We start from the raw sequence: 22,700 nt of genomic DNA on the forward strand, positions 1-22,700 counted from the left end.
CTTTCGCACCGCCCTGGCATCATCGGGTCCGCACAACGATTACTGGGTCACCGGATTCGGTTTGTTCGCGTCGATGCCGTACTTGGCGATCGCCTGCTCCACCACCGACACGTCGATCTTGCCTTCGTCAGCCAGCGATTTGAGCGCGGCCACAGTGACATAATAACGGTTCACTTCGAAGAACTCGCGCAGCTTGGCGCGGCTGTCCGAGCGGCCAAAGCCATCGGTACCGAGCACTTTGTAGGTGCGGCCCTTCGGCATGAAGGCGCGGATCTGTTCTGCAAATGCGCGCATGTAGTCGGTCGTGGCAACGATCGGGCCATCCGTGTCCTGCATCAGCGACGTCACGTACGGCACGCGCTGCTGTTTCGACGGGTTGACCATGTTCCAGCGTTCCGCATCCTGGCCATCGCGGGCCACCAGGGTCAGCGACGGCGCCGACCATACGTCCGCGGCCACGCCCCAGTCGTTTTCCAGCAATTCGGCGGCGAAGATCGATTCGCGCAGGATGGTGCCGCAACCGATCAGCTGTACGCGCAGCTTGGCGTCAGCCTTGCCTTCCTGCAGCTTGTACATGCCTTTCAGGATGCCTTCTTCCTGGCCCGGCTTGATGCCTGGCTGGGCGTAGTTCTCGTTCATGATCGTGATGTAGTAGAACACATCTTCCTGGTTGGCGATCATGCGGCGCAGGCCGTCCTGGATGATGACGGCGACTTCATGGCTGAAGGTCGGGTCGTACGGCATGCAGGTCGGGATGGTCGCGGCGAAGATATGGCTGTGGCCATCTTCGTGCTGCAAGCCTTCGCCGTTCAGCGTCGTGCGGCCGGCCGTGCCGCCCATCAGGAAGCCACGGGCGCGCATGTCGGCCGAAGCCCATACCTGGTCGCCGATGCGCTGGAAGCCGAACATCGAGTAGAAGGTGTAGAACGGGATCATGATGCGGTCGTTGGTCGAATACGACGTCGCCGCGGCGATCCACGAGCTCATGCCGCCCGCTTCGTTGATGCCTTCCTGCAGGATCTGGCCGGCCTTGTCTTCGCGGTAGTACATGACCTGGTCCTTGTCGACCGGCTCGTACAACTGGCCTTTCGGGTTGTAGATGCCGATCTGGCGGAATAGGCCTTCCATGCCGAAGGTACGCGATTCATCGACCAGGATAGGCACGACGCGCTGGCCCAGGTTCGGGTCTTTCAGCAGGGTCGAAATGACGCGCACGAACGCTTGCGTGGTCGAGATTTCGCGGCCTTCCGGCGTCGCTTCCAGCACGTTCTTGAACGCGTCCAGGCCAGGCACGGGCAGGGTTTCTTCCGCTTTCTGGCGGCGCTGCGGCAGGTAGCCGCCCAGGGCCTTGCGGCGCTCGTGCAGGTAGACCATTTCCGGCGCGTCGTCGGCCGGCTTGAAGAACGGGATATCGGCCAGCTTGTCGTCAGGGATAGGCAGCGAGAAGCGGTCGCGCATTTCGCGGATGGCTTCGTCGTCCAGTTTTTTCGTCTGGTGCGCCGTGTTGCGCGCTTCGCCCGACTTGCCCATGCCGTAGCCCTTGATGGTTTTCACCAGCAGGACGGTCGGCTGGCCCTTGTGTTCCTGGGCGATCTTGAAGGCCGCGTAGATCTTGTGCGGATCGTGGCCGCCGCGGGTCAGGCGCCAGATGTCGTCGTCCGTCATGTTGGCAACCATTTCCAGCAGCTTCGGATGCTTGCCGAAGAAGTGCTTGCGCACGTAGGCGCCGTCTTTCGCCTTGTAGTTCTGGTATTCGCCGTCGACGGTTTCCATCATCACGCGCTGCAGGATGCCTTCTTTATCTTGCGCCAGCAGGGCGTCCCAGCCCGGGCCCCAGATGACCTTGACGACGTTCCAGCCCGCGCCACGGAATTCGCCTTCCAGTTCCTGGATGATCTTGGTGTTGCCGCGCACGGGGCCGTCCAGGCGCTGCAGGTTGCAGTTGACCACGATGACCAGGTTGTCGAGCATGTCGCGTGCGGCCAGGCCGATCGCGCCCAAGGACTCTGGCTCGTCCATCTCGCCATCGCCGCAGAAGGCCCAGATCTTGCGGTTGTCGGTCTTGGCGATGCCGCGTGCGTGCAGGTATTTCAGGAAGCGCGCCTGGTAGATCGCCATGTGCGGGCCCAGGCCCATCGACACGGTCGGGAACTGCCAGAAGTCAGGCATCAGCTTTGGATGCGGGTACGAGGACAGGCCCTTGCCGTCGACTTCCTTGCGGAAGTTCAGCATTTGCTCTTCCGTCAAACGGCCTTCGAGGAAGGCGCGCGCGTAGACGCCGGGCGAGGAGTGGCCCTGGATGTACAGCAGGTCGCCGCCGTGGTCGGCCGTCGGCGCGTGCCAGAAGTGGTTGAAACCGATGCCCAGCATGTTCGCCAGCGAAGCGAACGAGGACAAGTGGCCGCCCAGGTCGCCGTCGGCGCGGTTGGCCTTGACCACCATGGCCATGGCGTTCCAGCGCATCCACGAGCGCAGGCGCTCTTCGTATTCCAGGTTGCCGGGGCAGTGTGCTTCTTGCTTGGTGGGGATGGTATTGACGTAGGCGGTGGTGCTGGAGAACGGGATCTGGGCGCCGCGGCGGCGGGCCAGGTCAACCATGCGCTCCATCAGGTAATGCGCGCGTTCCGGACCTTCATTTTCCAGCACGGCTTCGAGCGCGTCCAGCCACTCCTTGGTTTCCTGCATATCCGGGTCGGTGCCGATCTGTGTCGTTACCTGGTTCAGTTGAGCTGACATCTGTTGAGTCTCCTTTGTGAACGCCCCACCCCGATTTTCCGGATCGCTGTCGGACGGTATTTCGCTGATTATTTACTATTAAGTCGGTTTAGTGTGGGGATTCTAACAGCGTATTTAGTATTTTTCAAATTACGATATAGCATTTCATATCATGAAATCACCCTATGAAATTTATGCTGCACTGCCGCAAATTCTGTCCGGAAATTAGGGTGATCAAAGTGCCAAAAACGGCGCCAAAGAACCGCAGGCCCTTGCGCTCCCTAGGCCACCAGCACACCAGCAAAACGCATTAACGCCCCAGTCGTCCGCACAGGCATACCGGGCCAAGCGGGCCTGAAAAATGTCGAGGGCAAGGCGCGGCGACGCAGACAGTACGCCAGTACGGCAAGGAGCTGCAACGCCGCCATCGGCATTTTCTCAGGCTCGCGTCTCCGGCCCGCTTTTATGCCGGGCCAAGCGGGCCTGAAAAACGTCGAGGGCAAGGCGCAGCGACACAGACAGTACGCCAGTACGGCAAGGAGCTGCAACGCCGCCATCGGCATTTTCTCAGGCTCGCGTCTCCGGCCCGCTTTTATGCCGGGCCAAGCGGGCCTGAAAAACGTCGAGGGCAAGGCGCGGCGACGCAGACAGTACGCCAGTACGGCAAGGAGCTGCAACGCCGCCATCGGCATTTTCTCAGGCCCGCGTCTCCGGACCGCTGTTGTTAAGCCTTTGCATAGCCAAAACCGCCCCTTTGCGCCGCCCGGCTTTATAATCTGTCTTTTCCCTCCCACATCTCTCAGCCCCTACCATGCCAGCACAACTGATCGACGGAATCGCCCTCTCCCAAAAACTGCGCAGCGAAATCGCCACGCGCGCCGCCGCCCTCACGGCCAAGGGCACCCAGCCCGGCCTGGCCGTGATCCTCGTCGGCGAAGACCCGGCCAGCCAGGTATATGTCCGCAACAAGGTCAAGGCGTGCGGCGACGTGGGTTTCCACTCGGTGCTGGAAAAATATGAAGCGGACCTGTCGGAAGCCGACTTGCTGGCACGCATCGCCAGCCTGAACGCCGATCCCGCCATCCACGGCATCCTCGTGCAAATGCCGTTGCCCAAGCACATCAACCCGCACAAGGTCATCGAAGCGATCGCCACGACGAAAGACGTGGACGGCTATTCCGTCCTGAGCGCCGGCGAACTGATGACGGGCTTGCCCGGCTTCCGCCCTTGCACACCGTACGGCTGCATGAAACTGATCGAAAGCACGGGCGTCGACTTGCGCGGCAAGCACGCCGTCGTCATCGGCCGCAGCAACACGGTCGGCAAGCCGATGGCCCTGCTGCTCTTGCAAGCGAACGCTACCGTCACCATCTGCCATAGTGCGACCCCGGACCTGGGCCTGTACACGCGCCAGGCGGACGTGGTCGTGGCCGCCGTCGGCCGCCGCAACACCCTGACGGCCGACATGGTCAAGCCGGGCGCCATCGTCATCGACGTGGGCATGAACCGCGACGATGACGGCAAGCTGTGCGGCGACGTGGATTTTGCCGGAGTGAAAGAAATCGCCTCCCACATCACCCCGGTACCGGGTGGCGTGGGTCCGATGACGATCACCATGTTGCTCATGAATACCGTCGAGGCCGCAGAGCGCATTTAAGAGGAGCACCTGAGACAATGCTCATGGCGGCGTTGCCTGGCCTTGAACATTTTTCAGGCGCTCCATATATGAAGACAGAATGGACGAACCGACGATGAACACCAATCCCCTGCTTGATTTTTCCGGCCTGCCACGCTTCGACGCGATCACGCACGAGCATGTCACGCCCGCCATCGATACCCTCCTGGAACAGGCGCGCGCCACCGTGGCGCAGCTGGAAGCGCCCATGGAAGAAGTGAGCTGGGACAACTTCGTCGCGCCCCAGGACAAGATCGCCGAAACCCTGGGCCGCGCCTGGAGCATCGTCAACCATTTAAATAGCGTGATCGATACGCCCGAACTGCGCGCCGCCTACAATGCGAACCTGCCCAAGGTGACGGAATTCTTGACCGAACTGGGCCAGAACGAAATCCTCTTCGGCAAATACAAGCAATTGCAGGCCCGCGCCGATTTCGCCAACCTGTCGCCGGCGCGCCGGCGCATCGTCGAGAATGCCGTGCGCGACTTCCGCCTGGGCGGCGCCGAGTTGCCCGAGGACAAGAAAGAGCGCTTCGGCGCCATCCAGGAAGAACATGCGGCCGTAGGTACGCGTTTTTCCGAAAACGTGCTCGACGCCACGAATGACTACAAGTTGCTGGTCGAGAACGAAAGCGACCTGGCCGGCTTGCCCGACGACGTGAAGGCGGCCGCGCGCGCCGCCGCCGACAAAGCCGGCAAGCAAGGCTATGAATTCTCGCTGCACTTCCCGTCCTACTACCCGATCCTGCAATTTGCCGACAAGCGCGCGCTGCGCGAAACCATCTACCGCGCCAACGCCACCAAGGCATCGGACCAGGGCGACGTCTTCAGCAAGAAAGAGGACTGGGACAATACTCAGAACATCGTCACCTTGTTGCGTCTGCGCAACGAAGAGGCAAAACTGCTCGGCTACGCCAATTTCGCCGAAGTGTCGCTGGTCTCCAAGATGGCCACTTCGCCCGCGCAAGTCATCGCCTTCCTGGAAGACCTGGCCAAGCGCGCGCGTCCGTTCGCCGAGAAGGACCTGGCCGAGCTGAAACAATTCGCCCGCGAAGAACTGGGCATCGCCGAACTGCAGGCGTGGGACGTGCCGTACGCCTCCGAAAAACTGCAGGAGCGCCGTTACGCGTTCTCGGCCCAGGAAGTCAAACAATATTTCCCTGAACACAAGGTGATCGACGGCCTGTTCCGCCAGATCCAGAACCTGTTCGCGGTCGAGATCAAACTGGATACGGCGCCCGTCTGGCACCCGGACGTGCGTTTTTACCGCATCGAGCGCGACGGCCAGCTGGTGGGCCAGTTCTACCTGGACCTGTATGCGCGTGCCGGCAAGAGCGGCGGCGCCTGGATGGACGACGCGCGCGGCCGCCGCGCCGACGCACAGCACGTGCAGACGCCGATCGCCTACCTGACCTGCAATTTCACGGAACCGGCCGTGGTCGATGGCCAGGCACAGCCTGCATTGTTCACCCACGATGAAGTCATTACCCTGTTCCACGAGTTCGGCCACGGCCTGCACCATATGCTGACCGTCGTCGACGAACTGGGCGTGTCGGGCATCGCCGGCGTCGAATGGGATGCCGTCGAACTGCCGTCGCAATTCATGGAAAATTTCTGCTGGGAATGGGAAGTGCTCGAACACATGACGGCGCATGCCGTCACGGGCGAGCCGCTGCCGCGCGCCCTGTATGACAAGATGCTGGCGGCCAAGAATTTCCAGTCCGGCTTGCAAACCCTGCGCCAGGTGGAATTCTCCCTGCTCGACATGCATCTGCACTATGACTACGATGCCGGCACGGGCCAGAGCGTGCAGCAGCTGATCGACGGCGTGCGCGCCAAGTTCGCGCTGATCATCCCGCCCGCCTTCAACCGCTTCCAGAATTCCTTCGGGCATATCTTCTCCGGCGGCTACGCGGCTGGCTACTACAGCTACAAATGGGCCGAGGTGCTGTCCGCAGACGCCTATGCGGCATTCGAGGAAGCCAGGGCGCTGGGACCGGCCGCCACCACGGCGGCGGGCAAGCGTTATCTGCAGGAAATCCTGTCCGTCGGCGGCTCGCGCCCCGCGCTGGAATCGTTCACGGCCTTCCGCGGCCGCGAACCGAGCATCGACGCCCTGCTGCGCCACAGCGGCATGGCAGCGTGAAGGGCGACATGACGCGCGTCGACTTTCATACCAACGTGCCGGACAAGCTGGCCTACGCCTGCCGTCTGGCACGCAAGGCGTATATGGCCGGCAACAAGGTGGTCGTGCTGGTGCAAGATGGCACCCAGCTCGACGCCTTGAACAGCGCCATGTGGACCATTTCCGCCACGGATTTCCTGCCGCACGTGCTGGCCGGCGACCCGCTGGCCCCGCAAACGCCCATCATCCTGACCGATGACGCGGCCGCCGAGCTGCCGCACCACGACATCCTCGTCAACCTGTCGCAGCTGCCGCCCGCCAATTACGCCGATTTCCAGCGCGTCTTCGAGATCGTCTCCATGGATGAACAGGATGCGCAGGCGGGCCGCCAGCGCTTCCTGCACTACCGACAGCAAGACGTGCAGCCGACCCACTTCGTGGCAGGGAAGACATGAGCCAGCAGCCATTCGACCAGGGCATCCCCCTGTTGACAGAGGTGCTGCTGGGGCCGGAAGTGGCCGAGGCCGTCGCGCCCGCCGCAGCGGCGCCTGCCGTCGAGGAAGCGCCGGCGTTGCCGCCTACGGTGGCGCAGCCCGACTGGGACGCCATCGAACAGCGGCTCACGCAGCGCATCCTGCATCAGGTGCAGGGCAAGATCGACCATCTGCTGGAAGAGCGCATCGCCCACGTCCTGCAGACGGCCCTGCAAAACGCCCTGATCGGCATGCGCGGCGCCCTGCGCGAAGACTTGCAGCAATCGCTGGAACAGATCGTCGCGCATGCGGTCAGCCATGAGCTCGGGCATTTGCATCCGCCGGCTCAGTAAGCACACACCTGTCGTTGCGACCATTTCATCACCGACAAAAATCTGGGGTCAGACCCGACGGGTCTGACCCCGGCATTCCCCGTCCTTGCCGTTGGGTTATGAGCATGCCGCGCAATGTCGGGTTACGCGCTGCGCGCTAACCCGACCTACCCCGACCTGCCCGACCTACCCTATTCTTTCCTCCAACGCCATTCTTTGGTGCGCTCGCGCCTGCGAAATCGGTGCATCGCGCCTCACTTTGGTGATTGTTGCGACAAAATGTAAAAAGCCCGAAATGCGGCTTTGCGCCGCCTGTTTTTTGTTGTACCTTTCTTCACACGTACCGCCATTCGAAGCGGTTTTCACGAGACGCCGCCGTATCTTTATCCATTGGAGAATGTTTATGCTGCTCAAGACCAAAGTCCTTCCTCTCGCCCTCGCCCTCGCCTTTGCCGGCCATGCGGGCGCGCAGGAAATCATCAAGATCGGCCACGTCGCCCCGGTCTCTGGCGCCAGCTCCCACCTGGGCAAGGATAACGAGAACGCGGCCAAGATGGCCATCGAGGATTTGAACGCCAAAGGCTTCAAGATCGACGGCAAAGCCGTGAAATTCGTGCTGGTGCCCGAAGATGACGCGGCCGATCCCAAGCAGGGCACGGCCGTGGCGCAAAAGCTGGTCGACGCCAAGGTCAACGGCGTCGTCGGCCACCTGAACTCGGGCACGACGATTCCCGCCTCGCGCATTTACTTCAATGCCGGCATCCCGCAGATTTCGCCGGCCGCCACCAACCCGACCTATACCCAGCAAAAATTCAACACGGCCTTCCGCGTCGTGGCCAATGACAACAAGCTGGGGGGCACCCTGGGCGCATATGCCGTGGGCAAGCTGCAGGCGAAGAAAATCGCCGTCATCGACGACCGCACGGCCTACGGCCAGGGCGTGGCGGAACAGTTCGTCAAGGGCGCCAAGAAGGCGGCGCCAGGCGTGCAAATCGTCGGCAAGGAATTTACCAATGCCAACGCGACGGACTTCAATGCGATTTTGACCAGCATCAAGTCGAAAAATCCCGACCTGATCTTCTTCGGCGGCATGGATTCCGTGGGCGGCCCCATGCTGCGCCAGATGAAGGCGCTGGGCATCAAGGCCAAGTTCATGGGCGGCGACGGCCTGTGCACGGAACCGCTGGGCAAGCTGGCGGGCGACGCCGTCGGCGAAGACATGGTCACCTGCGCGGAAGCGGGCGGCGTGACGGGCGCGCAGCAAAAAGGCATGGACGATTTCCGCGCCCGCTACAAGCAGAAATACAATATGGAAGTGCAGCTGTACGCGCCATACGTCTACGATGCCGTGATGACCATGGCCACCGCCATGCAGGATGCGAAATCGTCGAAACCGTCCGTCTACCTGCCGTATCTGGCCAAGGTGCACTACCAGGGCGTGACGGGGCCGATCTCGTTCGACGCCAACGGCGACATCAAGGATGGCGCGCTGACGCTCTTCACGTATCGGGATGGCAAGAAAACCAAGATGGAAGTGGTCAAGTAAGCGGCTGCCCGGCCACGTAAGCCAGTAAACCTTCGGCCAGCGCGTCGAAGGTGGCGCGGCAGCGCAGGCTGCCGCGCAAGTCTTCATGCATGGTGACCCAGGTTTCCATCGGCAGCGAAAACGCTTGCGGCAGCACGCGCCGCAGAGCCGGATCGCGCGCCGCCAGCCCCGCCTGGCACACGCCGATGCCGGCGCCCGCCCGTATCCATGCCAGTTGCGCCAGGTCGCTGTCGCTGCGCCAGGCAAAGCTTTCCCGCGTAAATCCCTGGAAGGCCGCGCCCGCGTTGCGCACGAAGGGGCTCGCCTCGTCGTAGCCGATGACGGCGTGTTGCGCCAGATCAAGCAATCGCGCCGGCGTGCCATGGCGTGCCAGATAATCGGCGTGCGCATGCAGGCCCAGTTCGATCTCGCCCACTTTGCGCGCCACCAGCTGCTCCTGGCGCGGACGCAGCATGCGCACGGCGATATCCGCCTCGCGGCGCAGCAAATCCTGCACCTTGTTACTTAATACTAATTCAATGGTCAGGCCCGGATGGCGCGCGCGCAAGCGGGCCAGGATGGGCGGCAGCACTTCCACGCCCACCACTTCGCTGGCCGCGATGCGCACGACGCCGGCCACGCCCTGCCCCTGGCTGCTGGCCGCGCGCTCCATCAGGGCGGCAGTGTGCTCCATGGTTTCCGCATGGGGACGCAGCGCCAGCGCCACTTCCGTGGGCAGCAAGCCCTGCTGCGAGCGCGTAAACAGCGTCGCACCCAGCGCCTGCTCCAGGGCCGCGATATGCCGGCCGGCGGTGGGCTGCGTGATGCCCAGCGCGCGGGCGGCGCCGGAGAGCGAACCGTGCTTCAGCACGGCCAGCAAGGAGCGGTAGTATTCCCAGGCAATGGATGGGTTCATGGCGTCAACTTGGTCATACATAAATGTATAGCTTGTACGCGATGTTCGTCAATTCCCAATTAGCCCAGCGCGGCAGATACTGGCGTCATCAACCACACGGAGGTCATGATGGAGAACACGAAAACAGTATTGGTACTGGGCGCCACAGGCGGCATCGGCGGCGAGATGGTGCGCCAGCTACTGGCGGCGGGCTGGCAGGTGCGCGCCCTGACGCGGGGAGAAACGCCATCGCCACGGCGAGATAACATCGAGTGGCTGCGCGGCGACGCGCTGTCGCGCACTGACGTGCTGACGGCCGCCAAAGGCTGCGCCGTCATCGTGCACGCCGTCAACCCGCCCGGCTACCGGAACTGGGGCCAGCTGGTGCTGCCCATGCTCGACAACACGATTGCCGCGGCGACGGCCGAAGGCGCCACCATCGTGCTGCCCGGCACCGTGTACAACTTCGGCCCGGACGCCTTTCCCGTGCTGGCGGAAGACGCGCCGCAACGTCCGCTCACGCGCAAGGGCGCCATCCGCGTGGAACTGGAAGCACGGCTGGAACGGGCCAGCACGCAGGGCGCGCGCGTGCTGATCGTGCGCGCGGGCGACTTCTTCGGTCCCCATGCCGGCAATAACTGGTTTTCGCAGGGACTGGTGAAACCAGGCCAGAGCGTGCGCAAGGTGCTGTATCCGGGCGCGCCCGGCGTGGGCCACCAGTGGTCCTACCTGCCCGACGTGGCGCGCACGATGGTGCAATTGCTGGCTTTACGCGCCACCTTGCCCGCGTTTGCGCGCTTTCACATGGCCGGCCACTGGGACCACGACGGCCGGCAAATGACGGGGGCGATCGCCCGCGTGGTGGAACAGGCGACAGGAGCGGCGCCCGCTCTCCGGCGTTTTCCGTGGTGGCTGGTGGCGCTGGCGTCGCCGTTCGTGGCGACCTTGCGCGAAATGCGCGAGATGCGCTATCTGTGGCAAACGCCTCTATCCATGGACAATGCGCGGCTGCAGGCCGTGCTGGGCCAGGAGCCGCATACGCCGCTCGACGAGGCGGTGCGGGCGACACTGGAGGGCATGGGCAATCTGCATAAAACAGCGGGCAAAAAAAACGCGCCGGGATTGCCGGCGCGCTAATTGCAGGTACTGCGGCACAGATTATTTCTGTGCCAGTACCCATTTAACCAGGGTATGGGCTTCCGCATCGCTCACTTGCGGGTTGGCTGGCATCGGGATCGCGCCCCAGGTGCCGGAACCGCCCTTCATGACTTTCGCCGCGAGCTTGGCTTCCGCGTCTTTCTGACCAGCGTACTTGGCAGCCACGTCCTTGAACGCAGGGCCCACCAGTTTCGTGCTCACCGCGTGGCAAGCCATGCAGTTCTTTGCTTTCGCCAAGTCCGGATTGGCCAACGCTGCTTGCGATGCCAGAGCCGATACGGTCAATACACTCACCAACATAAAACGTTTCATTGTCTTTTCTCCAAAGTTACTTCCTGCGGCATTTTACTGTGTTTCCGCAGATGCACCACGAGCCCAGATCAAGCGTTTCAATGTAGTCACGCAATGTCGTCAGAAGGCATAGCTATTCTGCCCCATCTGCGCGCATATGACCATGTTGTTTGTAAGGCGATGTAACGACAGGCGGCCCCGCATCGTCAAACGGGGCCGGCCGTCGCACTGACGCAACAGATCAGCGTTTTTTCAGCTGCGACAGATCCCGCACGGCGCCCCGGTCGGCCGACGTCGTCAGCGCGGCATACGCCTGCAGCGCCTGCGACACGTAGCGCTCGCGGTTGACGGGCAGCCAGGCCGCGTCGCCCTTCGCTTCCATGGCGGCGCGGCGCGCGGCCAGCTCGGCAGCCGTGATGCGCAGGTTGATGGTGCGCTCGGGGATGTCGATGTCGATGAAATCGCCCTCTTCCACCAGGCCGATGGCACCGCCTTCTGCTGCTTCCGGCGAGGCGTGGCCGATCACCAGGCCCGAAGAACCGCCCGAGAAGCGCCCGTCCGTGAACAGCGCGCACGCCTTGCCCAGACCCTTCGACTTGATGTACGAGGTCGGATACAGCATTTCCTGCATGCCGGGGCCGCCTTTCGGGCCTTCGTAGCGGATGATGACGACGTCGCCTTCATGCACGGTGTCTTCCAGGATGGCAGCGACGGCCGCGTCCTGGCTTTCGAACACGCGCGCCTTGCCCGAGAATTTCAAGATGCTTTCGTCGACGCCCGCCGTCTTGACGATGCAGCCCTTTTCCGCAAGGTTGCCGTACAAGACGGCCAGGCCGCCATCCTGCGAGTAGGCGTGGGCCTTGTCGCGGATGCAGCCCGTGCTGCGGTCCGTGTCGACGGCCGCGAAGCGCTCGGACTGCGAAAACGCCGTCTGCGTCGGCACGCCGCCCGGCGCGGCGCGGAACAGTTCATGCACGGCGGGGTTATCCGTGCACATGATGTCGTTTTGCGCGATGGCGTCGGCCAGGGTCGGCGCGTGGATCGTCGGCAAAGTCGTGTTGAGCAGGCCGGCGCGCGCCAGTTCGCCCAAAATGCCCACGATGCCGCCCGCGCGGTGCACGTCTTCGATATGGTATTTGTCCGTCATCGGCGCCACCTTGCACAGGCAAGGCACCTTGCGCGAAATGCGGTCGATGTCGGCCATCGTGAATTCCACTTCCGCCTCGTGCGCGGCGGCCAGCAGGTGCAGCACGGTGTTGGTCGAGCCGCCCATCGAGACGTCGAGCGCCATGGCGTTTTCAAACGCGGCCTTGGTGGCGATGGAACGGGGCAGCACCGAGTAATCGTCCTGCTCGTAATGGCGCTTGGCCAGTTCCACGATCAGACGGCCCGCGCGCAGGAACAGCTGCTGGCGGTCCGAGTGCGTAGCCAGGATGGTGCCGTTGCCGGGCAGGGCCAGGCCCAGCGCCTCGGTCAGACAGTTCATCGAGTTGGCCGTAAACATGCCGGAACACGAACCGCAGGTCGGGCAGGCCGAACGTTCGATCTCGGCCACGTCGGCGTCCGAGACGGTGCTGTCGCCCGCCTTGATCATGGCGTCGACCAGGTCCAGCTTGATGATCTTCTGCGTGCCGTTGACCACCTTGACGACCTTGCCCGCTTCCATGGGCCCGCCGGAAATAAACACGACGGGGATATTGATGCGCATGGCGGCCATCAGCATGCCCGGCGTGATCTTGTCGCAGTTCGAGATGCAGACCATGGCGTCGGCGCAGTGGGCGTTGACCATGTATTCGACGGAATCGGCGATCAGGTCGCGCGAAGGCAGCGAATACAGCATGCCGCCGTGACCCATGGCGATGCCGTCATCGACGGCGATGGTGTTGAATTCCTTGGCCACGCCGCCGGCCGCCTCGATCTCGCGCGCCACCATCTGTCCCAGGTCTTTCAGGTGCACGTGACCGGGCACGAACTGGGTAAACGAGTTGACGACGGCGATGATCGGTTTGTCGAAGTCGCCGTCCTTCATGCCGGTGGCGCGCCACAGGGCGCGGGCGCCAGCCATGTTGCGGCCGTGGGTGGTGGTGCGGGAGCGGTATTGCGGCATGATGGGGTCCTTCCAAGGATGATTGATGCCTGACTGCGCGGATTTCCAGCAAAACCCTGCATGCAGTGGGGGTACGCCAGATTGCCTTGCGCGCGCCCCACTGTCAAATATATGATGCACGTGCCTGTGAGTCGTTTTACATATCACAGCATTCAATCTGCATGGAAACGCATATGAACCTTGAACTGCGCCAGTTGCGCTATTTCGTCACCGTCGCCGAGGAGCTGCACTTCGGCCGCGCCGCCGCGCGCCTGCACATGACGCAGCCGCCCCTGTCGCAAACCATCATGGCCCTGGAAGAACAGCTGGGCGCCCCGCTGTTCGTGCGCACGCGCCGCGAGGTGCAGCTGACGCCGGCCGGCACGGCCCTGCTGCCCGAGGCGCGCCGGCTGCTGGCGCAGGCGCAAGACTTGCCCGCCTTGGTGCGGCGCGCCGCGCAGGGCGAGGCGGGACGTCTGAGCCTGGCTTTTGTCTCCTCGGCCGACTACAGCGTGCTGCCGCCATTGCTGCGCGCGTATCAGACGGCCTATCCGCAGGTGCAGATCGCGCTGCAGGAAGCCACCTCGGACCTGCAGCTCGATGAACTGCTGGCCGGGCGCACGGATGCGGGCCTGCTGATCCCGCCCCTGCCCGAGAAGGCGAAAGGGGAGCTCGATTACCTGCCCGTGCTGGCCGAGCCGCTGGTGCTGGCCGCGCCGTCCGGCCTCGCCATCCTGAACACGCCGGGCCCCGTGCGCCTGCGCGACCTGCCGCCCCTGCCCCTGATTATTTTTCCGCGCGCGATCTCGCCCGCCCTGCACGACGCGATCCTCGGCGTGTTCCGCGCGGCCGGCATCACGCCGCAGATCGGCCAGGAAGCGATCCAGATGCAAACCATCGTCAGCCTCGTCTCGGCTGGCATGGGCATCGCGCTTGTGCCACAATCGGTATCGAATCTGATGCGCCCGGGCGTAGAATACAGGCCGCTGCAGGACGCCACGCCGCTGGTGGAAACGGGCCTGGCCTGGCGCCGCGACAATCCGTCCGCCGTGCTGCAAGGTTTCCTGGCGCTGCTGCGCAAGCAGATCAGCGCTGCCGCCGATTAAATTAAGTGGCCGCTAAGGCAAAAAACCGCCAGCGCCCTCATACTACGCAACCTTGGCTTTAAACAAAGAAAGAAACCCCATGCTGATACACCCGATGCCCGACCCGATAGCCATCCAGATCGGTCCGCTTGCCGTGCACTGGTACGGCCTGATGTATGTGCTGGCCTTTGCCCTGTTCATTATCCTGGGCAGAGTGCGCATCAAGCAGCCGCATATCGCCGTGCTGGGCTGGAAGAAGGAAGACCTCGACGACATGCTGTTCTACGGCATGCTGGGCGTGGTGATCGGCGGACGCCTGGGTGAAGTGCTGTTCTACCGTCCCGAATACTTCCTGCACAATCCGCTCGAGATCTTCATGGTCTGGCATGGCGGCATGTCCTTCCATGGCGGCTTCCTCGGCGTCATCCTGGCCATGTACTTGTGGAGCCGCAAGGCGGGCCGCAACCTGTTCGACGTGCTCGACTTCATCGCGCCGCTGGTGCCGCTCGGCTACGCGGCCGGCCGCCTGGGCAACTTCATCAATGCCGAACTGCCGGGCCGCATCGCGCCGGAAACCCTGCCGTGGGCCATGCAGTGGCCGGGCATTCCGTATCCCGTGCACCCGTCGCCGATCTACCAGATGCTGGTCGACGGCATTTTGGTGTTCATCATCCTGTGGCTGTATGCGCGCAAGCAGCGCCCGCGCATGGCCGTGGGCGCCATGTTCACCCTGCTGTACGGCTGCGCGCGCTTCTTCACGGAATACTTCCGCACGCCGGACTGGGAAGTCGTGTGGCTGGGCGTGCCGATCACCTCGGGCCAGATGCTGTCCCTGCCGATGATCGTCGGCGCCATCGCGCTGCTGGTGTGGGCATATAAAAGCCAGGTGATGGGCACGCCGCCCACCAAGGCCCGCGCTGCCTGATGAACAGTTTAAGCCTGTAACCTGCTTGTAATCACTTTCCATTGCGCCGGCGTTACCGGCGTGATGGACAGTCGGCTGCCCTTCTTGAGCAGCAGCATGTCTTCCAGCTCCGGCATCTGGCGCATCTCGGACAGGGGCAACAGCGCCGTCTTCTTCAGGCCCCGCACGTCGACGCTGATCCAGCGCGGCTGTTCCTGCGTGGCCTTGGCATCGAAATACTTGCCGCCCTCTTCAAACTGGCTGTGATCGGGATACGCGCCGCTGGCCACTTCGGCCACGCCCGCCACGCCCGGCTGCGGGCAGCTCGAGTGATAAAACAGCACGCCATCGCCGACCTGCATGCCATCGCGCATGAAGTTGCGCGCCTGGTAGTTGCGCACGCCGAACCAGGGCATGGTGTGCCCGGGCGCGGCCATCAGGTCGTCGATGCTCACTTCATCGGGTTCGGATTTCATCAGCCAGTATTGTTTCATGCGGACTCCGTGTGAAAGCGCCAGACGTAAAAAAACGGTTGCGCAGGATGCGGCAACCGTTTTCAGTTGTACTTACAAATGTAATGCAAATTGGGCCCCGCCTGTGCCGCTATGCCGGCATCCCGAACCAAACGGTTCAAGGTGGTCACGTTAGTTCAATTTCGGGTTCGTCGAACGAGCGACGCTCACTCCCATCAAACAAAATTCGCAACCGATGCGCATAAATGGTTCAAGGAATATATGGCAATCGCGAACACCGCAGGGTAGACCCAAGTTTACTCCTTTGATCGCGCATCGCAAAGACAAATCGTACCGTGTCCGCTTAAAATCCAATTAATAACACTGAACAAAACCGTAGCGAGCGGCGATGAATTGTGGTCGAGAAGCGCAACTGTGCGAATGCACAGAGAGCATCGCAGGCCGCAAGGCGCGACGCGTAGTAGGTTTGGTTCGGTGTTTAAAAAAGGTTTTCCTGGGGCGTCAATGCGCTGTCCAGAACGGTGTGCATGGCCGAGATCTTTTGCTTCACTTCCAGGATCGTCAGTTCCGACAGCGGACCTTGCGGCGACTTCACGGAAAGGAATTCCGCGGCCACGCCCAGGGCGGCCAGCACGGCGATGCGGTCATTGCCCTTGACCTTGCCCGCGTCGCGGATGGCTTTCATTTTGCTATCGAGATAGATCGCCGCTTCGCGCAGCGCGCGCTCTTCGCCGTCGCGGCAGACCATGCTGTAGGACTGGCCCATGATATTGACATCGACACGCGGCATTACGCTTCCTTCTCGTTCTCGGCAAGATAGGCGCCTGCCTCCGAAGCGGCTTGCTCCAGGCCGGCTTGCACCAGTTCGGGAATTTTTTCCAGCAACGCCTCGACCCGCTCCTGCGCCTCGCGCATGCGCTGCACATACAGGGCGTTCTCGGCGGCCAGCGCGGCATTGTCCTTGCGCAGTTGCGCGTTTTCACGGCGCAGCGCATGGGTCATTTCGGCCAGCAGGCCTATTTTGTCGGATAATTCGTTGAATTCGGAAATCATCCCGCCACTATAGGGCGGACGCTCCATGGGCGTCAATCGAATCACGCCGCTGTCACACATATTTACATCAATGCAGGTCAGTTGCCGTGAAATACACGCTTTTTCCGGCGCGTTTCGCCATCTGCACGCATCCGCCGGCGCCGCGATGGCAGCGTTTTACTCGTCGACGTAATCGGGTTCGATATCGAGACCGCCATAGCGGTTTTCGCACGAGCGGCGCGTCAATTCCTGCTTGCCGCTCTTGCCATCAAGCACCATCGTCAAGTCGCGGCAAGTACGGTGGTAGCTGCCAGGTTTGGCGTCCGTCCGCGAGGGCGTCAAAGTGACGCGCAAGGGCACGGCATTGCCCAGCCCCTTGTTGCTCCATTCACGGCTCTTGCCATCCTCTTCATCTTTCAAGGTGCGCACGGCGGCCGTCAGCAAGGATTTCTGTTCCTTCGCATTCAGCTTGGCGATGGTCACGTCGGACAGGAAAGGCGGATACACGACGGGCGCCGGGTCCTTGCCCTGCACATCCCAACGGCCGCTGTTCTGCGAACACGTACGGCGGCTCAGGTCTTGCGACTTGTCGCCCGCCGTGACGACGAATTTCAGGTCGCGGCAGATGTGCGCCTTCAGGCTGTGTTCCGTCATGCCGGAGTTGCTGAAGTTATATGTGACTTTCACCCGCACGCCACGGTCGCCGCCGTTGTCCCACACATGCGCTTCCTGGTCGTCGTCGTCCTTGTTGAGGTCGTTGAACAGCTCGTTGAGCAGCATGTCCTTTTCCAGCGGCGTCAGGGTCGCCACGGTGATCTCGTCGAGAATCGTGGGCGTTTGCGCGGCGGCATTGCCCAGGCAGGCGAGGCCGACGAGGGCGGCACCGAGCAGGCGCAGGGCGGGACGGGAAAGAGTCGATGGCATGGTGTGCTTTCTGGTACAGGGGAATATTGATATGCAATTGCAATCATCTTATCAAAGTCCATAGCAAAACTCTGTTTCCTGTGCGTACAGGAACGCCGTTCGCCTGACGGGCATGCTAGAGTCGCGCCTGTTGCTGACGCCCGGGAACGAGGCTTGCGTTTGCGCAAACCCTGCGTAAATGCAGGCTGCGTAGAACGTCCAAGCTTATCTTCCCGGAGAATAAGCCCTTGAATAAGCCCCCTACCGTCCCTATAATTAGCACTCGTTAGTAGAGAGTGCTAACAAACTCTTTCGTAGCAATCCTCAAGACATGATGGTGTCTGCCGGGCAACAGCAGGGAACGCTACGCGGCGGGCGACGCCGCGATGCCACCACTGCCCAGCGCCGGCATGCACCCGATGCCATGGGGTTTGCTTGACCGTTGCGGGCTGCTTTCAACGGCGGTCACTGAAAGCACGCCTGGCGCTGTGCCAGGCATGTATTCATTTAGCAACACCTATCCATTGAACTTTAAGGAGTTTTGTATGAATCTGCGCCCATTGAACGATCGCGTCATCGTCAAACGCCTCGACCAGGAAACCAAGACTGCGTCCGGCCTCATCATTCCTGATGCAGCTGCTGAAAAACCGGATCAAGGCGAAGTCCTTGCCGTAGGCAATGGCAAGATTCTCGACGACGGCAAAGTCCGTCCTCTGGATGTCAAAGTGGGCGACCGCGTCCTGTTCGGCAAGTACGCCGGCCAAACCGTCAAAGTTGACGGCGATGAGCTGCTGGTCATGCGCGAAGAAGACATCATGGCGATCGTCGTCAAGTAATTGTTTCCACGTTGTAGACAGATACATCCCGAAACTCAGGAGAATTGAACATGGCAGCTAAAGAAGTAGTATTCGGCGACGCAGCGCGCGCCAAGATGGTCGAAGGCGTCAACATCCTCGCCAACGCAGTCAAAGTCACCTTGGGCCCGAAAGGCCGCAACGTCGTGCTGGAGCGCTCGTTCGGCGCCCCTACCGTCACCAAGGATGGTGTGTCGGTAGCGAAAGAAGTTGAACTCAAAGACAAGCTCATGAACATGGGCGCGCAAATGGTCAAGGAAGTGGCTTCCCGCACCAGCGACAACGCCGGCGACGGCACCACCACCGCGACCGTGCTGGCACAAGCCATCGTGCGCGAAGGCATGAAGTTCGTTGCCGCCGGCATGAACCCGATGGACCTGAAGCGCGGTATCGACAAAGCTGTTGCAGCGACCGTCGAAGAACTGGCGAAAATCGCCCGTCCTTGCACCACGACCAAGGAAATCGCCCAGGTTGGCGCGATCTCGGCGAACTCGGACTACTCGATCGGCGAGCGTATCGCTGAAGCGATGGAAAAAGTCGGCAAAGAAGGCGTCATCACCGTTGAAGACGGCAAGTCGCTGAACGACGAGCTGGACATCGTTGAAGGCATGCAGTTCGACCGCGGCTACCTGTCGCCATACTTCATCAACAACCCAGAGAAGCAAGTTGCCGTCCTGGACAGCCCATTCGTCCTGCTGTGCGACAAGAAAATCTCGAACATCCGTGACCTGCTGCCGGTACTGGAACAAGTCGCCAAGGCTGGCCGTCCACTGCTGATCATCGCGGAAGACATCGAAGGCGAAGCGCTGGCTACCCTGGTTGTGAACAACATCCGCGGCATCCTGAAAACCTGCGCAGTGAAAGCACCAGGCTTCGGCGACCGCCGCAAAGCCATGCTGGAAGACATCGCTGTCCTGACGGGCGGCCAGGTGATCGCTGAAGAAGTCGGCCTGACCCTGGAAAAAGTGACCCTGGCCGAACTGGGTCAGGCGAAACGCATCGAAGTGGGCAAGGAAAACACCATCGTCATCGATGGCGCCGGCGAAGCTGCCTCGATCGAAGCACGCGTGAAACAAGTGCGTGTACAGATCGAAGAAGCGACCTCGGACTACGACCGTGAAAAACTGCAAGAGCGCGTGGCCAAACTGGCTGGCGGCGTTGCCGTGATCAAGGTTGGCGCAGCCACCGAAGTCGAAATGAAAGAGAAGAAAGCCCGCGTTGAAGATGCACTGCACGCCACGCGCGCTGCCGTGGAAGAAGGCATCGTGCCAGGCGGCGGCGTAGCCCTGCTGCGCGCACGCGCCAACATCACGGTCAAGGGCGACAATCCTGATCAAGACGCTGGTATCAAGATCGTCCTGCGCGCAATGGAAGAGCCGCTGCGCATGATCGTGCAAAACGCCGGCGAAGAAGCTTCGGTCGTCGTGGCAGCCGTCCTGGCTGGCGCGGGCAACTACGGCTACAACGCTGCCAACGGCACGTATGGCGACATGGTGGAAATGGGCGTTCTGGACCCAGCCAAAGTGACCCGTTCGGCGCTGCAAAACGCCGCTTCGATCGCTTCGCTGATGCTGACGACCGACTGCATGGTCTGCGAAATCGCTGACGACAAGGCAGCCGGCGGCATGGGCGGCGGCATGGGTGGTATGGGCGGCATGGGCGGCATGGACGGCATGATGTAATGTCCTGCGGCCAGTCGCGCAGGCGACGGCGCACCTGGCCGCATACGCCGGGACAGGGCTGGCAGGCCAAAAGCTGCCAGCGCCTCCCCGGCGGCCCCGAAAGCCACCTCCCACGGAAGGTGGCTTTTTTTCGTCTTGCTTTTTAGAAATTTCAACGATTGCCCGCCTGCACGTTTTGCTTTAGCATGGCCGCCATCGTCCCTCTTTCTCACGCCACCATCATGCAGCCACGCGCCTCTTCTTCCAAAACCACCATCATCGCCGGCATCCTGGCCGGCTTGCTGGCCGCCGGGCTCGGCGCTTTCTACCTGCACCAGCAAGGCGCGCCGCACGGCACCAATGCCCCGGCCGCGAGCAGCCAGGCGGCGCCAGAACAGAGCGCGCGCGCCGTCGATGCGCTGATGGCATTGCCGGAAATCAAGGCCTGGTCGGCGCATATCGAAAAGGCTTCGGGCGGCCGCGCCCACGGCGCCGTGATGGAAACGTCGCCCGACGTGCGTCTCATCGATGGCAAGCCCTACTATGACCTGAACTTTGTGGAAAACACGCCAGACGCGGCGCACCGCTGGGAGAGTTTCGTCGTCTCCCAGGATGGCAAGCGCATCCTCGTCGATGACGTCGTCAGCGGTGAGCTGATCAGCCTGGAACAATGGCGCAAGGACAATGCGCCCATGCAGCGCATCGCCACGCAGTAACTGCCTACGCCGGCGCGCCCTGCGGCGGCGCGCCGCGCACGCGCGCCACCCACCACACCGTCCACAGCGACAAGCCCGCCGCCAGCCAGCCATTGATGCCGTAGCCGCTGATGTGGCCGGCCGCATCCGTCTGCAGGGTCAGGCCGCCCAGCCAGGCGCCCAGGCCGCTGCCAAAGCTTTGCAGAGCCGAATTGGCGCTGAGAAACGCGCCCCGCTTGTGCGTTTCCGGGATGGTCGTCAGCAGCGCCTGCAGCGGCACCATGCGGCCCGAGACGAGGGCCATAAAGAAGGGAAACGCCAGCATCAGCCCCAGCAGCGGCAGCTGGGGCAAGTGCGTCATGAACAGCAGCGGCGCAATCGACAGCAGGGACACCCAGCGGTACACCTGCTGCTTGCCGGCCCGGTCCGCCCAGCGGCCGATCAGGCGCGCAGTAAAGATCGTGGCGCAGCCGCCCGCCAGATACACCCAGGTGACATCGGCCGGCGCCAGCCCCATATTGCCCACGAGCACGGGCGAAATGAAGGGAATGACCAGCATGCCGGCCGTCATGTTGACAATCGACAAGGAGAACGCTTTCAGGTGGCGCCGCTCGCGGAACAGCGCCAGCAGGTTCGGCAGCACCTGGCGCAGCGGCGTGGGAGCGGCGCCCATGTGCGCCGTGAGCGAGGGCAGCACGCGCGCCGCGCCCAGCCAGACCAGCAGCGACAGCACGACCAGCAGGAAAAACGGCGAGGCCCAGCCAAAGTGCGCGGCCAGCACCACGCCGATGGGTACGCCTCCCACGGCCGCCATGGCAAACGAGGTCATGACGATGCCCGTGGCCGCGCCGCGCCGCTCGGAAGGAATCACGTCGCCGATGATGGCCATGACCATGGCGCCCAGCACGCCGCCCGTCAGCCCTGCAAACGCGCGCGACCACAGCAGCACATAAAAGTTCGGCGCCAGCGCGCAAGCGAGGTTCGACAAGGTGAACAGGCAAAACATGGTCAGCAGCAGCTTCTTGCGGTCAAAGCGGTCGATATACGTGGCCGCCAGCAAGCCGGACAGGCCCGCGCACCAGGCGTAGGCGGAAACGGCGCCCGAGACGGCGGCCGGGCCGATGTGGAACGCCTGCATCAGCTGAGGCGCCAGCGGCATCATCACCATGAAATCCATGATGACGGTAAATTGCGTCAGCGCAAGCAGCCACAGCATCGTGCGCTCGCGCGCCGGCGTCAGCAAGGGAACAGGCGCGGCCGTCATGCCAGCGCCTCGATATCGGTACGGGCCTGGCGCAGGATGGCGCGGATGGCATCGAGGCGCCCGGCATCCGGCTCGCCCGCGCGCCCGCGCGCCAGCACGGCCGCCTTCAGTTCGTGCATCAGGTGGCGCAAATCGTCGTCCGCGCTGGCCGGCGCATCGACCCTGGCGGCAATCGCGTCGACATAGGCGCGGTTCGCCTCCAGGAAACCCCGTCCCTCGGGCGTGATGCTGTGCAGCTTCTTGTTGCCATCGAGGCTGACGGCCACATAGCCGTGGCCCACGAGGCCGTGCATGAGCGGATAGATGGCGCCGGGACTCGGGGCATACGCGCCGCCGGCGCGCTGTTCGATGGCCTTGATGATGTCGTAGCCGTGGCGCGGCTTGTCGGCGATCAATTGCAGCACCAGGTAGCGCAAGGTGCCCGCGTCAAACATTTTCGGTCCGCGGGCAACGGAATGGCCAGGCGTGCCTGGCGCATCGCCCTGGCCATGGGCTGCCGCGCGCACGGGGTGCATCCCGTGCAGAAGATGGAACATGATGATTCCTTAAGATAT

The 22,700-nt window shown here is 62.6% G+C and carries 21 protein-coding genes and 1 other RNA gene; 11 read left to right on the top strand and 11 right to left on the bottom strand.

Annotated elements, in window-relative coordinates; genetic code table 11:
* Positions 1-39: 39 nt before the first annotated feature.
* Positions 40-2,736, bottom strand: a complete 2,697-nt coding sequence (gene aceE / locus AC3RCG_RS23295) for a pyruvate dehydrogenase (acetyl-transferring), homodimeric type (RefSeq protein WP_099408847.1) — start codon at positions 2,734-2,736, stop codon at positions 40-42.
* A 790-nt stretch (positions 2,737-3,526) separates the two neighbouring features.
* On the opposite strand from aceE, the gene folD reads away from it, so the two are divergent.
* From folD to AC3RCG_RS23320, 5 genes are all read left to right on the top strand, one after another.
* On the top strand, positions 3,527-4,372 hold the full coding sequence (gene folD, locus AC3RCG_RS23300) for a bifunctional methylenetetrahydrofolate dehydrogenase/methenyltetrahydrofolate cyclohydrolase FolD (protein WP_070221908.1): 846 nt from the start codon (positions 3,527-3,529) through the stop codon (positions 4,370-4,372).
* Between the two features lie 79 nt (positions 4,373-4,451).
* Positions 4,452-6,536: a M3 family metallopeptidase gene (locus AC3RCG_RS23305; protein ID WP_492401875.1), complete on the top strand. Its 2,085-nt coding sequence runs from the start codon at positions 4,452-4,454 to the stop codon at positions 6,534-6,536.
* 8 nt (positions 6,537-6,544) lie between these two features.
* On the top strand, positions 6,545-6,970 hold the full coding sequence (locus tag AC3RCG_RS23310; RefSeq protein WP_492401874.1) for a DNA polymerase III subunit chi: 426 nt from the start codon (positions 6,545-6,547) through the stop codon (positions 6,968-6,970).
* Entirely contained in the window at positions 6,967-7,341 is a 375-nt protein-coding gene (locus AC3RCG_RS23315; RefSeq protein WP_070289206.1) for a DUF2486 family protein, read from the top strand. Before AC3RCG_RS23310 ends, AC3RCG_RS23315 begins: the two co-directional genes overlap by 4 nt.
* A 382-nt stretch (positions 7,342-7,723) precedes the next feature.
* Positions 7,724-8,866, top strand: coding sequence for a branched-chain amino acid ABC transporter substrate-binding protein (locus tag AC3RCG_RS23320; RefSeq protein WP_070289205.1), 1,143 nt, complete (start codon positions 7,724-7,726; stop codon positions 8,864-8,866).
* Here AC3RCG_RS23320 and AC3RCG_RS23325 read toward each other — a convergent pair.
* Positions 8,859-9,761, bottom strand: coding sequence for a LysR family transcriptional regulator (locus AC3RCG_RS23325; protein ID WP_492401872.1), 903 nt, complete (start codon positions 9,759-9,761; stop codon positions 8,859-8,861). The two genes, AC3RCG_RS23320 and AC3RCG_RS23325, sit on opposite strands and share 8 nt — an antisense overlap.
* Positions 9,762-9,869: 108 nt before the next feature.
* Here AC3RCG_RS23325 and AC3RCG_RS23330 point away from each other — a divergent pair, with 108 nt between their 5' ends.
* Positions 9,870-10,877 (top strand): NAD(P)H-binding protein, encoded by a 1,008-nt coding sequence (locus AC3RCG_RS23330; RefSeq protein WP_492402065.1) that lies wholly within the window; start codon positions 9,870-9,872, stop codon positions 10,875-10,877.
* Between the two features lie 21 nt (positions 10,878-10,898).
* Here AC3RCG_RS23330 and AC3RCG_RS23335 read toward each other — a convergent pair whose 3' ends face one another.
* Both AC3RCG_RS23335 and ilvD read right to left on the bottom strand, forming a co-directional pair.
* Positions 10,899-11,210, bottom strand: a complete 312-nt coding sequence (locus AC3RCG_RS23335; RefSeq protein WP_070221905.1) for a c-type cytochrome — start codon at positions 11,208-11,210, stop codon at positions 10,899-10,901.
* A 220-nt stretch (positions 11,211-11,430) separates the two neighbouring features.
* The gene (gene ilvD, locus AC3RCG_RS23340) at positions 11,431-13,296 is read right to left on the bottom strand and encodes a dihydroxy-acid dehydratase (protein ID WP_492401871.1); all 1,866 of its coding nucleotides are present in this window, start codon (positions 13,294-13,296) and stop codon (positions 11,431-11,433) included.
* 173 nt (positions 13,297-13,469) lie between these two features.
* Here ilvD and AC3RCG_RS23345 point away from each other — a divergent pair, with 173 nt between their 5' ends.
* The gene (locus tag AC3RCG_RS23345) at positions 13,470-14,381 is read left to right on the top strand and encodes a LysR family transcriptional regulator (RefSeq protein ID WP_230502471.1); all 912 of its coding nucleotides are present in this window, start codon (positions 13,470-13,472) and stop codon (positions 14,379-14,381) included.
* Between the two features lie 79 nt (positions 14,382-14,460).
* The gene (lgt, locus tag AC3RCG_RS23350) at positions 14,461-15,285 is read left to right on the top strand and encodes a prolipoprotein diacylglyceryl transferase (protein ID WP_070311784.1); all 825 of its coding nucleotides are present in this window, start codon (positions 14,461-14,463) and stop codon (positions 15,283-15,285) included.
* Between the two features lie 8 nt (positions 15,286-15,293).
* Here the strand turns inward: lgt and AC3RCG_RS23355 are convergent, their stop codons facing one another.
* From AC3RCG_RS23355 to AC3RCG_RS23375, 5 genes are all read right to left on the bottom strand, one after another.
* A complete protein-coding gene (locus tag AC3RCG_RS23355) occupies positions 15,294-15,758 on the bottom strand; it encodes an EVE domain-containing protein (RefSeq protein WP_070289203.1) in 465 nt (154 codons plus the stop codon).
* Between the two features lie 90 nt (positions 15,759-15,848).
* Positions 15,849-16,026, bottom strand: a non-coding RNA gene (gene ssrS, locus AC3RCG_RS23360) — 6S RNA.
* Between the two features lie 189 nt (positions 16,027-16,215).
* Complete coding sequence (locus AC3RCG_RS23365) at positions 16,216-16,527, bottom strand: cell division protein ZapA (RefSeq protein WP_034747344.1); 312 nt, start codon at positions 16,525-16,527, stop codon at positions 16,216-16,218.
* On the bottom strand, positions 16,527-16,790 hold the full coding sequence (locus AC3RCG_RS23370; protein WP_070289202.1) for a DUF904 domain-containing protein: 264 nt from the start codon (positions 16,788-16,790) through the stop codon (positions 16,527-16,529). The genes AC3RCG_RS23365 and AC3RCG_RS23370 overlap by 1 nt, the downstream gene beginning before the upstream one ends.
* A 156-nt stretch (positions 16,791-16,946) precedes the next feature.
* Positions 16,947-17,693 carry a hypothetical protein gene (locus tag AC3RCG_RS23375; protein ID WP_121670310.1) on the bottom strand — a complete coding sequence of 249 codons (747 nt, stop codon included), beginning with the start codon at positions 17,691-17,693 and terminating at the stop codon, positions 16,947-16,949.
* Positions 17,694-18,217: 524 nt separating this feature from the next.
* On the opposite strand from AC3RCG_RS23375, the gene groES reads away from it, so the two are divergent.
* The 3 genes from groES to AC3RCG_RS23390 all read left to right on the top strand — a co-directional run bounded on the left by groES (position 18,218) and on the right by AC3RCG_RS23390 (position 20,903).
* Entirely contained in the window at positions 18,218-18,508 is a 291-nt protein-coding gene (gene groES, locus AC3RCG_RS23380) for a co-chaperone GroES (protein WP_010400979.1), read from the top strand.
* 50 nt (positions 18,509-18,558) lie between these two features.
* Complete coding sequence (gene groL / locus AC3RCG_RS23385) at positions 18,559-20,208, top strand: chaperonin GroEL (protein ID WP_070221899.1); 1,650 nt, start codon at positions 18,559-18,561, stop codon at positions 20,206-20,208.
* A gap of 221 nt (positions 20,209-20,429) precedes the next feature.
* The gene (locus AC3RCG_RS23390) at positions 20,430-20,903 is read left to right on the top strand and encodes a hypothetical protein (protein WP_070289263.1); all 474 of its coding nucleotides are present in this window, start codon (positions 20,430-20,432) and stop codon (positions 20,901-20,903) included.
* Between the two features lie 4 nt (positions 20,904-20,907).
* Here the strand turns inward: AC3RCG_RS23390 and AC3RCG_RS23395 are convergent, their stop codons facing one another.
* A complete protein-coding gene (locus AC3RCG_RS23395) occupies positions 20,908-22,146 on the bottom strand; it encodes an MFS transporter (protein WP_492401866.1) in 1,239 nt (412 codons plus the stop codon).
* Positions 22,143-22,682, bottom strand: coding sequence for a PadR family transcriptional regulator (locus tag AC3RCG_RS23400; RefSeq protein ID WP_070289199.1), 540 nt, complete (start codon positions 22,680-22,682; stop codon positions 22,143-22,145). The genes AC3RCG_RS23395 and AC3RCG_RS23400 overlap by 4 nt, the downstream gene beginning before the upstream one ends.
* Positions 22,683-22,700 lie beyond the last annotated feature (18 nt).

It is taken from the genome of Janthinobacterium sp. GW823-FHT01H08 (assembly GCF_058797855.1).

Bases quoted from the DNA above. Each gene is read 5' to 3' on its own strand.
- ilvD (WP_492401871.1), bottom strand. From the start codon at position 13,296: ATGCCGCAATACCGCTCCCGCACCACCACCCACGGCCGCAACATGGCT.
- AC3RCG_RS23330 (WP_492402065.1), top strand. From the start codon at position 9,870: ATGGAGAACACGAAAACAGTATTGGTACTGGGCGCCACAGGCGGCATC.
- AC3RCG_RS23390 (WP_070289263.1), top strand. From the start codon at position 20,430: ATGCAGCCACGCGCCTCTTCTTCCAAAACCACCATCATCGCCGGCATC.
- aceE (WP_099408847.1), bottom strand. From the start codon at position 2,736: ATGTCAGCTCAACTGAACCAGGTAACGACACAGATCGGCACCGACCCG.
- AC3RCG_RS23365 (WP_034747344.1), bottom strand. From the start codon at position 16,527: ATGCCGCGTGTCGATGTCAATATCATGGGCCAGTCCTACAGCATGGTC.
- AC3RCG_RS23355 (WP_070289203.1), bottom strand. From the start codon at position 15,758: ATGAAACAATACTGGCTGATGAAATCCGAACCCGATGAAGTGAGCATC.
- AC3RCG_RS23370 (WP_070289202.1), bottom strand. From the start codon at position 16,790: ATGATTTCCGAATTCAACGAATTATCCGACAAAATAGGCCTGCTGGCC.
- AC3RCG_RS23310 (WP_492401874.1), top strand. From the start codon at position 6,545: ATGACGCGCGTCGACTTTCATACCAACGTGCCGGACAAGCTGGCCTAC.
- AC3RCG_RS23395 (WP_492401866.1), bottom strand. From the start codon at position 22,146: ATGACGGCCGCGCCTGTTCCCTTGCTGACGCCGGCGCGCGAGCGCACG.
- groES (WP_010400979.1), top strand. From the start codon at position 18,218: ATGAATCTGCGCCCATTGAACGATCGCGTCATCGTCAAACGCCTCGAC.
- AC3RCG_RS23320 (WP_070289205.1), top strand. From the start codon at position 7,724: ATGCTGCTCAAGACCAAAGTCCTTCCTCTCGCCCTCGCCCTCGCCTTT.
- AC3RCG_RS23345 (WP_230502471.1), top strand. From the start codon at position 13,470: ATGAACCTTGAACTGCGCCAGTTGCGCTATTTCGTCACCGTCGCCGAG.
- AC3RCG_RS23400 (WP_070289199.1), bottom strand. From the start codon at position 22,682: ATGTTCCATCTTCTGCACGGGATGCACCCCGTGCGCGCGGCAGCCCAT.
- AC3RCG_RS23375 (WP_121670310.1), bottom strand. From the start codon at position 17,693: ATGCCATCGACTCTTTCCCGTCCCGCCCTGCGCCTGCTCGGTGCCGCC.
- groL (WP_070221899.1), top strand. From the start codon at position 18,559: ATGGCAGCTAAAGAAGTAGTATTCGGCGACGCAGCGCGCGCCAAGATG.
- folD (WP_070221908.1), top strand. From the start codon at position 3,527: ATGCCAGCACAACTGATCGACGGAATCGCCCTCTCCCAAAAACTGCGC.
- AC3RCG_RS23325 (WP_492401872.1), bottom strand. From the start codon at position 9,761: ATGAACCCATCCATTGCCTGGGAATACTACCGCTCCTTGCTGGCCGTG.
- AC3RCG_RS23305 (WP_492401875.1), top strand. From the start codon at position 4,452: ATGGACGAACCGACGATGAACACCAATCCCCTGCTTGATTTTTCCGGC.
- AC3RCG_RS23315 (WP_070289206.1), top strand. From the start codon at position 6,967: ATGAGCCAGCAGCCATTCGACCAGGGCATCCCCCTGTTGACAGAGGTG.
- AC3RCG_RS23335 (WP_070221905.1), bottom strand. From the start codon at position 11,210: ATGAAACGTTTTATGTTGGTGAGTGTATTGACCGTATCGGCTCTGGCA.
- lgt (WP_070311784.1), top strand. From the start codon at position 14,461: ATGCTGATACACCCGATGCCCGACCCGATAGCCATCCAGATCGGTCCG.